14 protein-coding genes and 1 pseudogene are annotated in these 14,723 nt (G+C 43.6%); 10 read left to right on the forward strand and 5 right to left on the reverse strand.

What is annotated here, in order from left to right; all coding sequences use genetic code 11:
• Nucleotide 1 precedes the first annotated feature (1 nt).
• Together trpD and AC0L6V_RS12410 are read right to left on the reverse strand one after the other, a co-directional pair.
• Nucleotides 2-1,031, reverse strand: a pseudogene (trpD, locus tag AC0L6V_RS12405) (anthranilate phosphoribosyltransferase).
• Nucleotides 1,032-1,054: 23 nt separating this feature from the next.
• A complete protein-coding gene (locus AC0L6V_RS12410; protein WP_265218412.1) occupies nucleotides 1,055-1,633 on the reverse strand; it encodes an anthranilate synthase component II in 579 nt (192 codons plus the stop codon).
• Nucleotides 1,634-1,843: 210 nt separating this feature from the next.
• On the opposite strand from AC0L6V_RS12410, the gene AC0L6V_RS12415 reads away from it, so the two are divergent.
• A complete protein-coding gene (locus AC0L6V_RS12415; protein WP_265218411.1) occupies nucleotides 1,844-3,175 on the forward strand; it encodes a magnesium transporter in 1,332 nt (443 codons plus the stop codon).
• A gap of 40 nt (nucleotides 3,176-3,215) precedes the next feature.
• On the forward strand, nucleotides 3,216-4,358 hold the full coding sequence (locus tag AC0L6V_RS12420; protein WP_265218410.1) for a mechanosensitive ion channel family protein: 1,143 nt from the start codon (nucleotides 3,216-3,218) through the stop codon (nucleotides 4,356-4,358).
• Nucleotides 4,359-4,425: 67 nt separating this feature from the next.
• Here the strand turns inward: AC0L6V_RS12420 and AC0L6V_RS12425 are convergent, their stop codons facing one another.
• Together AC0L6V_RS12425 and rpe are read right to left on the reverse strand one after the other, a co-directional pair.
• The gene (locus AC0L6V_RS12425; RefSeq protein ID WP_265218409.1) at nucleotides 4,426-5,106 is read right to left on the reverse strand and encodes a phosphoglycolate phosphatase; all 681 of its coding nucleotides are present in this window, start codon (nucleotides 5,104-5,106) and stop codon (nucleotides 4,426-4,428) included.
• Nucleotides 5,103-5,777, reverse strand: a complete 675-nt coding sequence (gene rpe / locus AC0L6V_RS12430) for a ribulose-phosphate 3-epimerase (protein WP_265218408.1) — start codon at nucleotides 5,775-5,777, stop codon at nucleotides 5,103-5,105. Before rpe ends, AC0L6V_RS12425 begins: the two co-directional genes overlap by 4 nt.
• Before the next feature lie 89 nt (nucleotides 5,778-5,866).
• On the opposite strand from rpe, the gene AC0L6V_RS12435 reads away from it, so the two are divergent.
• A complete protein-coding gene (locus AC0L6V_RS12435) occupies nucleotides 5,867-6,913 on the forward strand; it encodes an alpha/beta hydrolase family protein (RefSeq protein WP_265218407.1) in 1,047 nt (348 codons plus the stop codon).
• Nucleotides 6,914-6,939: 26 nt separating this feature from the next.
• Here the strand turns inward: AC0L6V_RS12435 and djlA are convergent, their stop codons facing one another.
• On the reverse strand, nucleotides 6,940-7,731 hold the full coding sequence (gene djlA / locus AC0L6V_RS12440; RefSeq protein ID WP_265218406.1) for a co-chaperone DjlA: 792 nt from the start codon (nucleotides 7,729-7,731) through the stop codon (nucleotides 6,940-6,942).
• A gap of 128 nt (nucleotides 7,732-7,859) precedes the next feature.
• Here djlA and AC0L6V_RS12445 point away from each other — a divergent pair, with 128 nt between their 5' ends.
• From AC0L6V_RS12445 to glpE, 7 genes are read left to right on the forward strand one after another with little or no spacing between them, the layout of a single operon-like run.
• Complete coding sequence (locus tag AC0L6V_RS12445; protein WP_409418597.1) at nucleotides 7,860-10,112, forward strand: LPS-assembly protein LptD; 2,253 nt, start codon at nucleotides 7,860-7,862, stop codon at nucleotides 10,110-10,112.
• Nucleotides 10,102-11,364, forward strand: a complete 1,263-nt coding sequence (locus AC0L6V_RS12450; RefSeq protein WP_418138318.1) for a peptidylprolyl isomerase — start codon at nucleotides 10,102-10,104, stop codon at nucleotides 11,362-11,364. The genes AC0L6V_RS12445 and AC0L6V_RS12450 overlap by 11 nt, the downstream gene beginning before the upstream one ends.
• Before the next feature lie 9 nt (nucleotides 11,365-11,373).
• Nucleotides 11,374-12,393 (forward strand): 4-hydroxythreonine-4-phosphate dehydrogenase PdxA, encoded by a 1,020-nt coding sequence (gene pdxA / locus AC0L6V_RS12455; RefSeq protein WP_409418598.1) that lies wholly within the window; start codon nucleotides 11,374-11,376, stop codon nucleotides 12,391-12,393.
• Complete coding sequence (rsmA, locus tag AC0L6V_RS12460; protein WP_418138319.1) at nucleotides 12,390-13,190, forward strand: 16S rRNA (adenine(1518)-N(6)/adenine(1519)-N(6))-dimethyltransferase RsmA; 801 nt, start codon at nucleotides 12,390-12,392, stop codon at nucleotides 13,188-13,190. Before pdxA ends, rsmA begins: the two co-directional genes overlap by 4 nt.
• Nucleotides 13,191-13,565, forward strand: coding sequence for a Co2+/Mg2+ efflux protein ApaG (gene apaG / locus AC0L6V_RS12465; protein ID WP_265218401.1), 375 nt, complete (start codon nucleotides 13,191-13,193; stop codon nucleotides 13,563-13,565).
• 8 nt (nucleotides 13,566-13,573) lie between these two features.
• Nucleotides 13,574-14,401, forward strand: coding sequence for a symmetrical bis(5'-nucleosyl)-tetraphosphatase (locus tag AC0L6V_RS12470; protein ID WP_265218400.1), 828 nt, complete (start codon nucleotides 13,574-13,576; stop codon nucleotides 14,399-14,401).
• Nucleotides 14,398-14,718 (forward strand): thiosulfate sulfurtransferase GlpE, encoded by a 321-nt coding sequence (gene glpE / locus AC0L6V_RS12475; RefSeq protein WP_265218399.1) that lies wholly within the window; start codon nucleotides 14,398-14,400, stop codon nucleotides 14,716-14,718. Before AC0L6V_RS12470 ends, glpE begins: the two co-directional genes overlap by 4 nt.
• Nucleotides 14,719-14,723 lie beyond the last annotated feature (5 nt).

Consider the following 14,723-nt stretch of genomic DNA (forward strand, 5'->3'; position numbering starts at 1 on the left):
ATTAGGGACTCATAAAACAACGAGTAAAACTAGCCAATTCAGACATTTTGACCTTCGCTGTACCACCACCAATCACATCTTCGGCAATGTTTACTCCTTCAGCTAAAGTATCTGCAATACCTGAGACGTAGATCGCTGCCCCGGCATTTAAAGCAACAATATCTCGAGCAGGATTAATTTTTCCTTTACCATCTAACGCCGTCTTCACCAAAACAAGGCTTTCTGTGGCATCGGCCGCTTGAATGGTATCAATAGACTGCAGAGGAATACCAAAATCTTCAGGGGAAATTTTGTATTCTAAAATCACCCCATTTTTCAACTCAGCAACATAGGTGGGCGCCGCAATACTAATTTCATCTAGGCCATCTTCTGAATGAACCACCATCACATGTTCACTGCCTAACGCTTTTAATACTTCCGCGATAGGTCGCACCCATTTTTGATGAAATACGCCCATCACTTGACGTTTAGCATTCGCTGGATTGGTTAAAGGTACCAGTAAATTAAAAATAGTACGAGTGGCCATTTCTTTACGAGGGCCAACGGCATACTTCATCGCTGAATGATGATTCGGCGCAAACATAAAGCCTAAGCCAATTTCTTCAACACATCGGCATACTTGCACCGCATCTAGGCCAAGGTAAATACCAGCCTGTTCCAACACGTCCGCACTACCTGATTTAGAAGACACGGATCGACCTCCGTGTTTTGCCACTTTACCGCCAGCAGCGGCAACTACAAAAGCAGACGCCGTCGATACGTTGAATAAATTACCGCCGTCCCCCCGTACCACAGGTATCCACAACACCATCAAGATTTAACTCCACTTTACTGGACAGCTCTCGCATGACTTGTGCTGCCGCCGTAATTTCTTCGACCGACTCACCTTTCATTCTTAGGCCTATAAGAAAACCACCTATCTGTGCTGGCGTGGCTTTTCCCGTCATGATGTCATTCATTACTATGCGCATCTCAGCACCATTTAGATCTTGGCGCTCAACAACAGCGGCAATCGCCTTTTGAATATCCACCAGCCTCTCCTATCGTATTAAAATTATCGTGTTAAGAAATTGGCCAATAAAGCATGGCCTGCTTCGGTCAAAATCGACTCAGGATGAAATTGCACCCCTTCTACGGCAAGCGTTTTGTGTCGAATACCCATAATCTCTTCTCTTTCACCCGCTGCCGTTTGACTCCACGCCGTCACTTCCAGACAATCTGGCAAAGAGTCTGCAGATATTACCAACGAATGATAACGTGTGGCTGTTTGAGGATTCGGCAACCCCTTAAATAGCGACGTATTTTGATGATAAATATATGAAGTTTTACCATGCATAACATTTTTAGCACGAATCACTTCGCCACCAAAGACTTGACCAATACTTTGATGACCTAAGCAAATACCCAATATGGGAATCTTGCCTGCGAACCTCGCAATCGCCGCTAAAGATATACCCGCTTCGTTAGGCGTACAGGGACCGGGTGAAATCACCAGATGAGACGGAGCAAGACGCTCAATATCTTCAAGACTAATTTCATCATTACGAAACACCTGCACATCTGCACCCAACTCACGAAAGTATTGCACTAGGTTATAAGTAAAAGAGTCGTAATTGTCGATCATCAATAACATAAAGAAGAGACGCGCCTAAAAGCAATAATAAAATATCGTAATGTAAAATGCGCCAAATTCTACACTGTCATGAACACCGTGTCTCCCATAGGAAGGATGCGATACGCCATCGCTGATTTATAAAGCTTTGCTTCATATGCATACGGTTATGCGACAAAGCTGAAAGCATGTTATCTTTACCACAATTATTTTGTGTTTTAAGGATGTCCAGTGCACAGCCAAGTCACCGATCTCATCGAAACCCTCATTCATGACGAGCATTCTCCCGAGTCAATTAATAAGGCCATTTCCGAACTAACCCCCGATGACGTTGCTTTAGCGCTTGAGTCTATTCCTCTGGCACAACGTAAACAAGCATGGGCAAATATTAAGCAGGCAAACCGCCTTGATATTCTCGTTGAAATGCGCGGAGAATCTCGTCAATTACTCCTAAAAGGCTTAGACGATACCGAAATTGAAACCTTATTCACCGATGTAGACGCGGAAGACCTACTTGAAATAACAGACTCCCTTCCTGATCGCCTCGTTGATATTGCCCTTAAGCAAATGGACAATAAGCAACGAGAATATTACCAACAAGGTATTGTCTACGATGACGATGTAGTTGGCCGCTGGATAGACCACGAACTGCTCATTGCCTCTCAATCCATTCGAGTATCAGAAGCACTAAGACTACTGAAAAAGAATACCCCTGCCTACACAGACATGGTGTATCTCGTGAATCGAACTGGTCGCTGGGTAGGGTGCGTCAAATTTGACCAGCTATTTAAGGCGCAAGGGCATGAGCCTATCTCCGGACTTATTGATGAGGAATGCTCCTTTATTCATGCTGATACAGAGCTAACCAAAGCCGCAGAACAACTAGAGCGCTCCTCCTTGTCAGCACTTCCTGTTGTGGACGACAATCACATTTTATTAGGCCGTTTTCATGCTGGGCTGGCCATGGAAACATGGCGTCTAGAAAACGAAGCTCAACAAATGTCGACAGCCGGTCTTAACGAAGAATCTGATCTATTCGCACCAGTCAAACGCAGTGCGGCAACTCGCGGCATCTGGCTGGGCATTAATCTCCTGACCGCTTTTTTGGCTTCCGCTTTTATTGGTTTGTTTGAAGCCACATTACAGCAAGTAGTTGCACTAGCGGTATTGATGCCTGTTGTTGCCTCAATGGGTGGCATCGCCGGTAGCCAGACACTGACCCTTATTGTACGAGGCTTAGCACTTGGACAAATCACCCGTAGCAACTTGAAGTCATTGCTGTCAAAAGAGTTAAAAGTTGGCGGACTGAACGGTATATTATGGGCTATTGTCATCGGAGTGGTCACTCTTTGGTGGTTCGAAAGTCCGATGCTCGGTGCCGTTATCGGCCTCGCTATTATTGTCAATATTCTTATGGCAGCACTTTCTGGTGTACTAATACCTGTTTTGCTAGACAAACTACGTATTGACCCTGCGTTATCTGGTTCCGTTATTTTAACTACGGTAACGGATATTGCAGGTTTCGTCGCCTTCTTAGGGCTGGGTACTTTGCTGTTACTCTAATCCACTAAACAACTCATACGACAAAGAGACTAAGAAAAAAATGAACTGGGAAACAATGCAAATTTATTTAGGCCTTGGAGATACCCAAATGCACTGGGTGGTCCGAGTCTTTTTTGTGGTATTTGGCACACTCATCGCCAACTTTGTTGCGAATCATATTTTGACGCGTATAGACAAACAACTAGAACGTACAAAAACCCCCTGGGATAACGTACTGATTCACGCTGCACAAAAACCCGTCGGAGTATTCATATGGTTAGTAGGCCTAAGCGTTGCCGCTGAGATATCTGGTTCAGAGATGGATCCTGGGTTGTCTTCGCTGATTAAGTCAATCCGAGAAATTGGCGTTATTGTTATTCTTACTTGGTTTATTCTACGCTGTGTTTCTGAGAGTGAAAGAACCCTTACTAACTCAGATAAAGTGGCCACTAAGGTTGACTACACCACCGCCAGCGCTATCAGTAAATTATTACGCGCTTCCGTGGTTATTACCTCGGCCCTCGTCATCTTGCAAACCTTAGGCTATAGCATTTCTGGTGTATTAGCGTTTGGTGGCATTGGTGGTATAGCGGTGGGTTTTGCGGCAAAAGACTTACTAGCCAACTTCTTTGGTGGATTAATGGTGTATTTAGATCGTCCTTTTGCTATCGGCGACTGGATTCGCTCACCAGATCAGAATATTGAAGGCACAGTCGAACACATAGGCTGGCGACAGACGCGCATCCGTACCTTTGATAAACGCCCGCTGTATGTACCAAATGCCACATTTTCAACTATTTCGGTCGAAAACCCTTCACGTATGACCCATCGCCGTATTAATGAAACAATTGGCGTGCGTTATAGCGATTTTCATCTTTTACCCACTATTTTGGCTGACATAAAAAATATGGTCGCCAATCACGAAGATCTAGATACAAACCAAACTTATATGGTGAATTTTAATCAGTTTGGCCCTTCATCTTTAGACTTCTTTATTTACGCCTATACTAAAACGGTAGATTGGAGAACCTACCACAACGTCAAACAAGATGTTTTATTTCAAGCGATGCAGATCATAGAAGCACACGGTGCGGAAGTTGCGTTCCCCACACACACTCTCCATATGGCAAAAGACAGTAAAATGACACTATTGCCTGAACAATCAGGATCACCAGAACCTTTATCAACCGAAGTTGAAAAATGATTGCCACAAAAAATGCCAAGTTAAATAACTTGGCATTTTTTAATGCGTACTTTGTTTCACAGCGAGTCTAGACCAGTAACTCCGCCAAATCATCAATAATCGCATCCGCACCTAACGCAGCCAAATCTTCACCTTGATGATAACCATAAGTTACCAAAGCACACTTAAACCCGGCGTTGCTCGCAGCTTTAAAATCGGTAATGGAATCGCCTATCATCAAGCAATTTTCTGGCAAGGCTTCAATCGACTCACTGCAATGCAACAAAGGCAAAGCGGAGGGTTTTTTCTCTTCTAATGTGTCGCCACCTAACAGCCAACCAAATTGCTCCGTTAACTCAAAATGATCCAACATAGGTTTAACAAACACACTTGGCTTATTGGTAATTAACGCAACGGGCACATTATGATGTTTCAGCGCTTTCAACAAAGCTTTTACATTAGGATAAAGGGTCGTTTTATCCGTCAGGTGTGCATGATAATGCAATAAGAAAACTCGATACGCTTCTTCGTGCTTAGCTTTGTCTATACCAGCCCAATCCAAGGCCTGCTCAATCAACTTGGCCGAGCCAAAGCCCACCCAGCCCCGTACGCGACCCTCGCCCGCTAAAGGGGCACCCAATTCCGCTAAAAACGCATCAACAGCGTCGGCGATATCCGGCACACTATCAACTAGGGTGCCATCCAAATCCAGACACACCAGTTCAGGCCACCCTTCAAACCAATCGGAAAAATACTTAGGTGTTTTCATTGACGAACGCTCGCTAATTCTTTGCGCATGCTATCAATGACTGACTTATAGTCAGACTTACCAAAAATAGCCGACCCTGCCACAAAAGTATCCGCACCAGCACGAGCAATCTCAGCAATGTTCTTTTCACTAACACCACCATCCACCTCAAGGCGAATGTCATAACCGCTAGCGTCTATCAATGCTCGTGCTTCACGAAGCTTGTCTAGCGTTCCAGGGATAAAAGACTGTCCACCAAAACCTGGATTGACAGACATCAATAAGACCATGTCGATCTTGTCCATGACATGTTTTAAATAATGTAAGGGGGTAGCAGGGTTAAACACTAAACCCGCTTTGCAACCACCGTCTCGAATCATCTGTAAGGATCGATCTATGTGCTCGCTGGCTTCTGGATGAAAAGTAATAAAGGAAGCCCCAGCTTCAATAAAATCACCAATCATACGATCCACTGGTTTCACCATCAAATGAACATCAATATCCGCGGTCACACCATGTTTACGCAACGCTTTACAGACCATAGGGCCAATCGTTAAATTGGGAACGTAATGATTGTCCATCACGTCAAAGTGTATGATATCGGCTCCGGCCTCTAACACATTGTCAACTTCTTCGCCCAATCGAGCAAAATCGGCAGAAAGGATAGAAGGGGCAATGATAAAATCATTCATATCTGACTCCAGCAGTGACACAATAAAGGTCTCATAATGAAAATTTACACTGCATTTTACCAAGACACTTAAAAGAAGTATTGAAAACAATGAAGAAATTTAACGCGCTAAGCCACGCCATCATTACACTTCTTTTCTTGAGCAAAAACCTCCCTGTTTTAGCAGAAGAGCCACAAGCCGCGACCAATGGCACACAAGAAAAAACTGCCACGCCAACAGAAAGCACGACAAATGAAAGCACTCCTGCGCCAAACACTTCAACACAAAACAACGCTGAATATGCTATCCCTCAGCCACAAGCATCACGCCTTAATGCGCTAAAAACGTCTTTAATGTTGAGGCAACTAAATCACCAAATATTAACATTAGAGGCGAACAGTGAGCCTTTTCTTACCCTTTACAGAAGATCAATGACCAGCGACACGCAAGGCTGCATTCTCCTACTACACTCAGACAACGAACATCCCGATTGGCCTGATGCGATAGCGCCATTGCGTAATGCCCTACCTGAATACAGCTGGTGCACCTTATCCATTGACGTTCCAGACATTATCAAGCGCGCAGACCCAATAAAAATCAATACATCAACACCAAACGATGCATCAATCGCCGACAACACACAACCAACATCCGCTGAGCTGCCTAACCAAGCTGTGGTTTTTGGCAGAATAGACGCCGCTATCGCTTACGCAAAGACGCAAAACATCGAACAATTTAGTTTTCTTGGCTATGGAACTGGCGCAAGTTACGCACTGAGTTTTTTAGCCGCGAACCAAGGCGCGGGTAACGCTTTAATTCTCATTGACATTGAATCACCAGCAGGCTCATCTAGCTACGAAATGGCTCAAAAAATTCGCCAAGTCCCCCAGCCTATTTTGGACTATTATGTTAGCTCAACAAGAAGTGATCAATTTGCGATGTGGCGCAAACAAGCCGCCAACCAAAGAGCAGAAAAACGGGGGGACTTTATTCAACTTGATGCTTTACCAGATAGAGTCACCGGAAAAGACAGCAAACAACTGCTTATACAGCGAGTTCGAGGCTTTTTAAAACAAAACACCGATCAAATAAATCAACAAAAAACATTACCCAGCGTAAAAAAAGGGCTCTTTTACGAAAGCCCTATTAACAATTGATCACTAAAAAAATAATTCATAAAGTGTTATTTGCGCGCTTTCTTAACCATTTCATATGCCGCTTGAATTTCTTGAGTACGCTCTTTCGCCAGCTCAATCATTTCATCTGGCAGGCCTTTTGAACTCAATTTGTCGGGATGGTGCTGGCTCATTAAACGACGATACGCCTTTTTAATCTCGGCATCCGTCATCTCAGGCGTCACACCCAGCGCCTCATAGGCCGCTTTTAATAAATCTTTCGATCCCATGCTATTTGAGGATGACTGAAAACCTTGACTGAAGTGAGCTTGCTGTTTTACTTGAATATGCAACGCTTCAAATTCTGCAACCGACACCCCAAGGTACGAACAAACTTGAGAAACAAAGGCTTTCTCCTCCAAACTAAAATGGCCATCAGCGTAAGCCGACACCAGCAACACCTCTAAAAGTGTGCGAGTTAAATCACCAGGGCCAACCACCTGCTTGAAGGTATTTAGTACTGAAGCGAGGTCGAAATTTTCAGACTTTCCCTCATTAAACAATCGCTTAGCCTGATCCTGAGCCGCTGGCGACAACCTTAAACGCTGCATAACAGATTGAGCCAACTGGATTTCTGCTTCTGTTACTTGACCATCAGACTTAGCCAATCGCCCCATTAAAAGAAATAATGTGCGAAAAAAAGTTTCCTGCTGCAGCCGTACATCGGCTCGACTACGAATTCGACTGAAAGCACCGCCAGTCTGGGCTTTGTCTATCACGCCCCCCACACAAAATCCCAGTAAAGCCCCGATAAAACCGGCTAAAATATAACCCAAAATTGCACAAACAATCTTCCACATAAAGATATTTCTCCAGAATCGGTAGCCCCTATGGGCCTGCTTAGATTATCATTTGTCTCTCAACATGGACCCGCTTATGGGCAGTATCCGATTTCGGACAATAACTTTTGGTAGCAAGTATACCCTGCATGGTTAAGCATTTACGAACATACGCCTTATTTTTTCAAAGTCTTTTCGTATTGCCAATGGCATACGGACAAGTGGACCAATGGGATTGGATACCAAGAGAATCCTTAACGAAAGAACAGCAATCTCAACTCAGTCGATACTGTCAAGGATCCTATATCAATAGCTGGCAAGCAAACGATATTCAAGGAACCGACCTCACCGCAGATCTAATAGTCCGTGACGAAAACGGCGTGATTCATCTTCAAGGTGAGGCCGAAATACGCCAGCCAGAAACCACTTTGTCTGCTGACAAAATTGAAGGCATACCAAATGAATATTATCAAGCTAATGGAAATGTTACTCTACGTAGTAACGATCAGCTGATCCGCAGTTCACGCGCCTACATAACAAATAATAACAGCTCTCCAACAGAATTTAGCGACGCCAAGTTCCTTAGCCATCAGTCCAAAACGCGTGGCGAAGCTAAGCTACTCTCACGGAGTCAAGATGGCGTCATTTTTATAAAAGAAGGCTTTTTTACTACCTGTGAACCCACTGAAGAGAGCTGGCAGCTTTATGGAAGCTCCATTAAGATTGATACGAAAAGTGGCTTTGGTACTGCAGAACATGTACAAATTCGTGTGGCTGGACTGCCTATTTTTTATTTCCCTTGGTTGCGTTTTCCAATTGATAACACTCGTCAAACAGGCTTTTTGTTTCCTAGCTTTGGGTTCTCAGGATCAGATGGTCTAAGCCTATCAGCGCCTTTTTACTGGAACATTGCACCGAACTATGATGCCACTATCACACCACAGGTTATTCAAAAAAAAGGCGAAGGACTCGATCTAGAGTTACGTCACCTAAGCCCTTATGGTGAGACAATGTATGAGCAGTCCACTTTTTTTGATAATGACGAAGGTGAGCAAACCCTACTCAAACTCACAACCGCACAAAAAATAAACACCTATTTTAGTACAGGCTTCTTGCTAGAAGACAATCCAACAGAAAACAAATACCCAGAGGCAAACAGCACATCCATTGGTGAAAAAGATCATTACCAACGAAGTGTTTATGTGAGCGCTAATAATGGCAACCTCTTAAATAAGGTGACTTACTTAACTTACCAAACACCAGATAATACGGTTGATAAACCTTTCGAATGGTTACCCAGGGTTGATAGCTCCTATCGATTATCGACAAGTAATTTAGATTATAGAATTGATGCCCAATACACGGATTTTTACGATCCAGACGAAAATAATTTTGATGGCAAACGAATCGTTTTGAATCAAGACACAAAAGCGAACATCAGCAATGGATGGGGAAGTTTAACGCCAGGACTTTTAATACAGTACCGTGACTATGACATCCACAATTACACAACAACATCTGACAGCGAAGAGTCCATTAGTCACATTACTGGATACATAGACTCTTCTGTAGTGTTTGAACGCCGCTTAATTCTAGACAATAGCCCGTGGAGACAAACACTGGAACCACAATTAAGTTATTTAAACTCGCCTTATAAAGATCAAGATTTTATTCCTGACTTTGATGCAAGCGTACCAACGATGACCTATTCTCAAGCCTTCAGCCACAATCGCTTCAATGGCAATGATAGAATCGGCGATACAGAGCAAGTAACATTTGGTCTAGAAAGTCGTCTATATGATGCAAACAATAATGAAAGATGGGCATTTAAAGCCGGTCAGATCTTTTATTTGAAAGATCGTTATGTTGGTATTACTGGCAACACGGATGAAAACAATGCAATTGATGACTCAAAGCGCAGCGATTTACTCACTTCGACTAACTACAATACTGATCGTTTTAGTTTAACAGGGAATTTGAATTACAACCTAGACAACAGCAAGGTAAACTTAGCACAAATCGTTGCATCACTAACACCAGTTGATGATGTCAAAATCAATCTTAGTTATTTGTATACAATTAACAATACTGATCCAGATGATGATGCCAAACAAGCAAGCGTAGGGACAATTTTTCCAATCAACCAAAATTGGTCAATGTTCACACAATACACTTATGATTTCTTAAGAGAGGATGGCACTAAAGAAATCGCAGGACTAGGTTATGAAAACTGCTGTATAAAGGTTTCGATGAGCTATCAACACTGGCTCAATGATGACAATCAATACGATCGTGGCGTCTTTTTACAATTTATTTTACGTGGCTTAAGCAGTGCGGGTCGTGCTAATAGCGAAACTAACATTGCTGACAGTTATTGGAACCAAGGAAAAGTTGGATATTAATCATGAAGTTGTTTTCTTTTTCTCTTTTATGTTCGTGACATTGCTACCGTTGCAAACATTACATGCTGAACCGACGAAGATTGATGGCATTTCAGCCATTGTAGACTCAAAACCTATTTTAGAAAGTGATATTCAAAATCGCTTTCAAATTGTCAAAGACCGAGTGCCTGGCGGAGTGATGACAGATAACATTCACCGTCAAATTCAAAACCAGATGATTGACGAAGCTCTGCAGGTAAACTACGCGCGCAAAATCGGCATGCGTGTCTCTAGCACAGATGTGGATAACGCCATACTTGGAGTCGCTCAAAATATGAACTTAGATTTGCAAGGCTTAAAAGATGTACTCGCTAGCAAGGGTATTAACTACTCACGCTATCGCGAGCAAATTGAGCAAGAAATTCTAATCAATAATGTCAAACGAGAAATTTTAAAAAAGCGTATTGTGATTTCTGAGCAAGAAATTAACGATTATTTAAGCTCAGATACCAGCATTACCAAAGAAAAAGAACAAGTTCGTCTGCGTCACTTACTTATCAGAGCGAGTAACCCAGAAGAAGCAGAAGCCAAAATTCAGTCTATTAGACAAAAAATCAATACCGAAGAAGATTTCATTCAGCAAGCAGTTGAAAACTCTGACGGGCAATTTGCTATTGAAGGAGGGGATTTAGGTTGGCGTCCGCTAAATCAACTACCGCCGTTATTTGTTCGTGCCTTAGAGGCCGATAATGGCCCTCTTATTGGACCATTACAAAGTAATGCGGGCTTTCATTTGCTTTGGCTGATCGAAAAACGTTCCCCTGATGTTACCCTGCAACAACAAACTAAAGTACGTCACATTTTGGTCCGTGCTAATGAAATTCGCAATATAGAGCAAACCAAAGCATTAGCCGATGACCTTTATAATAAGCTAGAAAATGGTGCAGATTTCACGCAACTTGCGAAAGAACACAGCGAAGATCAAGGCTCTACCTTGCAAGGTGGTGATTTAGGCTGGGTAACACCGGGCACCATGGTCCCTGAATTTGAGAATATGATGAATCAAACTAGCATCGGTGACATCAGCAAACCTTTCCGCACACAATTCGGCTGGCATATTTTGCAAGTCGAAGGTCGTCGTGAAGCAGATATCAGCGACAAAGTAAAACGTAGTAATGCTGAGCGCGCCTTAACCGCTCAAAAACAAGATGTCGTGCTTAGTAACTGGCTTGACGAGCTACGCGCAGATGCCTTTATTGACATCAAAAAATAAGAGAAAAACATGGCGAATAATCCGGTAGAGTCACTCCCTATTATTGCCATCACCTCTGGTGAACCGGCAGGAATCGGCCCTGACATTATTCTAAGCGCCTTAAACGAGCAGGCATTTCCTGCTCGTTTAATTATTCTTGCTGATCCACAATTGCTGAAAGATAGAGCGTCAACACTGGGTCTAACTGTCGACACTCGAACACTCAGTCACTCACATGAAGTAAGTGCACATCAACAAGGCATGATTAGCGTCTTGCCAATTCAGCAAGCGAAACAGACGATTGCAGGCGTGCTTGATATTGAAAACGCCCCCTATGTTTTAGAAACACTCAAGCAAGCTGGGGAAGGTTGTCTACGAAAAGAATTTGATGCCATTGTCACCCCTCCGGTTCACAAAGGCATCTTATGCGAAACGGGTGTGCATTTTTCTGGGCATACCGAATTCTTTCAGGCTCAGTGTAAGTCACCACATGTGGTGATGATGCTAGCAACAGAAGCAATGAAAGTGGCACTCGTCACCACTCACCTACCACTAAAAGATGTGTCTGCTGCCATTACAGAGCAAAGTATCAGTCTTGTCATCAACGCACTGAATCAAGACCTGCAAGAGAAATTCGGGATTACAAAACCAAAGATCTTAGTCTGTGGCTTAAACCCCCACGCGGGTGAAGATGGCCACCTTGGCAGAGAAGAAATTGACGTAATTATCCCAACACTCGATAAACTGCGCCAAGAAGGCTTAGATCTTGTGGGCCCTCTTCCAGCAGACACCCTGTTTACCCCAAAATACCTAAATGATGCCGACTGCGCCTTGGCTATGTATCACGATCAAGGCTTACCTGTGTTAAAATATTCAGGTTTTGGTAATGCCGTCAATATCACATTAGGCTTACCTATTATTCGAACATCTGTCGACCACGGCACAGCCATTGATTTGGCTGGCACAGGCAAAGCAAACAACGGCAGCCTTAAAGTGGCCATTCAACATGCTATTAACATGGCAAATAACGCGAAAAAGTTTTCTAAATGAGCAAACAGCAACCCCATAAAGCCAGAAAAAGATTCGGCCAAAACTTCCTTCATGATCACGGCGTAATTCGACGCATTGTGGCATGCATTGGCCCCAAAAAAGGTCAGCGCATCGTCGAGATTGGGCTGGGCAAAGGCGCCTTAACGGAAGGCATAATCAGTGTCACTGAGCGCATGGATGTGGTTGAACTTGACCGTGATCTAATCCCTATTTTGAAGGTAAACTTATTCCGCTTTCCCGAGCTTACCGTTCATGAAGCGGATGCCATGAAATTTGACTTTGCCTCACTGAGCACGCCAGAACAAGCCATTCGTGTTGTAGGCAACTTGCCTTACAACATTTCAACGCCGCTTATTTTTCACTTATTAAGCCAAGCCAACGCCATTGAAGACATGCACTTCATGCTACAAAAAGAAGTGGTTGATCGTTTAGCCGCGCGCCCTGGTGATAGCCTTTATGGACGCCTAAGCGTAATGGCGCAGTATTACTGCTCCGTCGAATCACTCTTTATTGTTGGGCCTGAATCATTTGACCCAGCACCAAAAGTCGATTCTGCGATTGTGAGAATGACGCCACACAAATCATTACCTTACCCAGTTAATGACATAAAAATGCTAGAAGACATGGTCAGAATAGGCTTTCAACAACGCCGCAAAACCCTACGCAACAATTACAAAGGGGTATTAGACACCGATGATTTTTCGGCACTCAATATTGACCCCACCTTGCGTCCTGAAAGGCTTGACGTAGAAGACTTCGTTCGAATCACCAACTACATCCTCAAAAAGGAAGGGTAAATGCAGAAATATGACGTCGCGGTTTCTGTTCGCACAGAATATCTCGCAAGCCAATCCACACCTAATGAATCCCGTTACGTATTTGCCTATCACATTTCAATCAAAAACTGCGGAACAGAGCCAGCCAAGCTTCAGACCCGCCACTGGATTATTACCAATGGCAATGAACAGGTACAAGAAGTGAAAGGCAGCGGTGTCATTGGAGAATATCCGCACTTAGCGCCAGGAGAGTCTTTTCATTACACCAGCGGCACGGTGATGGACACGGTCGTTGGTAGCATGCAAGGTAGTTATCAATTTCTGGCTGATGATGGCACAGAGTTTGAAGCCCCTATTCATCCTTTCACCCTGTCCGTACCCAATCAGGTTCACTGAGGCGACTTATGGCAACCTATGTTATTGGTGATTTACAAGGCTGTCTTACACCGCTAGTGCAGCTTTTGGAACAAATTAACTACCAGCCACAACTAGACAAGCTCTGGTTTGCTGGTGATCTGATCAATCGCGGTGAAGAATCTCTAGAAACGCTTCGCTTCATAAAATCACTGGGCAGCAACGCCACCATTGTTCTAGGTAATCATGACCTGCATTTGCTAGCGGTTTCCCATGGCTATGGTAAGTTAAAACGAGGTGATACATTAGCTGAAATTCTGACGGCTAGTGATCGTGATGACTTAATGAACTGGCTTCGCCAACAACCCTTATTTCATTACGACGAACAACTCAATACCGTTATGACACACGCGGGAATCCCGCCTTGCTGGGATCTAGCAAAAACTCAATCTCTCGCCAAGGAAGTCGAAAAAAAACTCAAATCAGACAGTGTTGATGATTTTTTTGCGACCATGTATGGTAATACTCCAGACACTTGGAGTGATGAACTGACGGGCTTAGATCGTCTTCGTGCGATCACCAACTACTTAACTCGCATGCGTTTTTGCGATGAAAACAGTAAGCTTGATCTTAAATCTAAAGAAGGCATTAACACGGCTGAGAAAGGCTTCGCTCCTTGGTTTAATTATCCCTCAAAAGTCCCCGAGGACTGCCATATTGTTTTTGGTCATTGGGCCGCTTTAGAAGGAAAAACCCAATTAGAACGCATCCATGCATTAGACACAGGCTGCGTCTGGGGCGGAAGTCTGACAGCGTTGCGCTTAGAAGATAAACAGCGCTTTAGTACACCTTGCACACTTAATCGGAAGAATTCATGACTTTTCATTGTATTGATATTTCAGATGCACTGCCAATTATGGAAAACAATGCCACTATTGTTGATATTCGCGATCTGACCAGTTTCCATAACAGTCACATAACAAACGCAATCAGTTTAACCAATGATAATGTTCAAGACTTTATTGATCGTGCCGCAAAAGATCAACCTGTCATTGTCTGCTGCTACCACGGCAATAGTAGTAAAGGCGCTGCAGAATACCTAGCATCACAAGGCTTCAAGGAAGTCTATTCACTAAATGGTGGTTTTAGTCAATGGAGCGCCATGTTCCCAGAACAATGCGAAACAGGTAGCTAACTAAC

The organism is Marinomonas sp. G8-14, assembly GCF_055808935.1.

Coding starts and splice junctions, on each gene's coding strand:
- AC0L6V_RS12410 (WP_265218412.1), bottom strand. CDS start 1,633: ATGTTATTGATGATCGACAATTACGACTCTTTTACTTATAACCTAGTG.
- AC0L6V_RS12420 (WP_265218410.1), top strand. CDS start 3,216: ATGAACTGGGAAACAATGCAAATTTATTTAGGCCTTGGAGATACCCAA.
- AC0L6V_RS12425 (WP_265218409.1), bottom strand. CDS start 5,106: ATGAAAACACCTAAGTATTTTTCCGATTGGTTTGAAGGGTGGCCTGAA.
- rpe (WP_265218408.1), bottom strand. CDS start 5,777: ATGAATGATTTTATCATTGCCCCTTCTATCCTTTCTGCCGATTTTGCT.
- AC0L6V_RS12435 (WP_265218407.1), top strand. CDS start 5,867: ATGAAGAAATTTAACGCGCTAAGCCACGCCATCATTACACTTCTTTTC.
- djlA (WP_265218406.1), bottom strand. CDS start 7,731: ATGTGGAAGATTGTTTGTGCAATTTTGGGTTATATTTTAGCCGGTTTT.
- AC0L6V_RS12445 (WP_409418597.1), top strand. CDS start 7,860: ATGGTTAAGCATTTACGAACATACGCCTTATTTTTTCAAAGTCTTTTC.
- pdxA (WP_409418598.1), top strand. CDS start 11,374: ATGGCGAATAATCCGGTAGAGTCACTCCCTATTATTGCCATCACCTCT.
- rsmA (WP_418138319.1), top strand. CDS start 12,390: ATGAGCAAACAGCAACCCCATAAAGCCAGAAAAAGATTCGGCCAAAAC.
- apaG (WP_265218401.1), top strand. CDS start 13,191: ATGCAGAAATATGACGTCGCGGTTTCTGTTCGCACAGAATATCTCGCA.
- AC0L6V_RS12470 (WP_265218400.1), top strand. CDS start 13,574: ATGGCAACCTATGTTATTGGTGATTTACAAGGCTGTCTTACACCGCTA.
- glpE (WP_265218399.1), top strand. CDS start 14,398: ATGACTTTTCATTGTATTGATATTTCAGATGCACTGCCAATTATGGAA.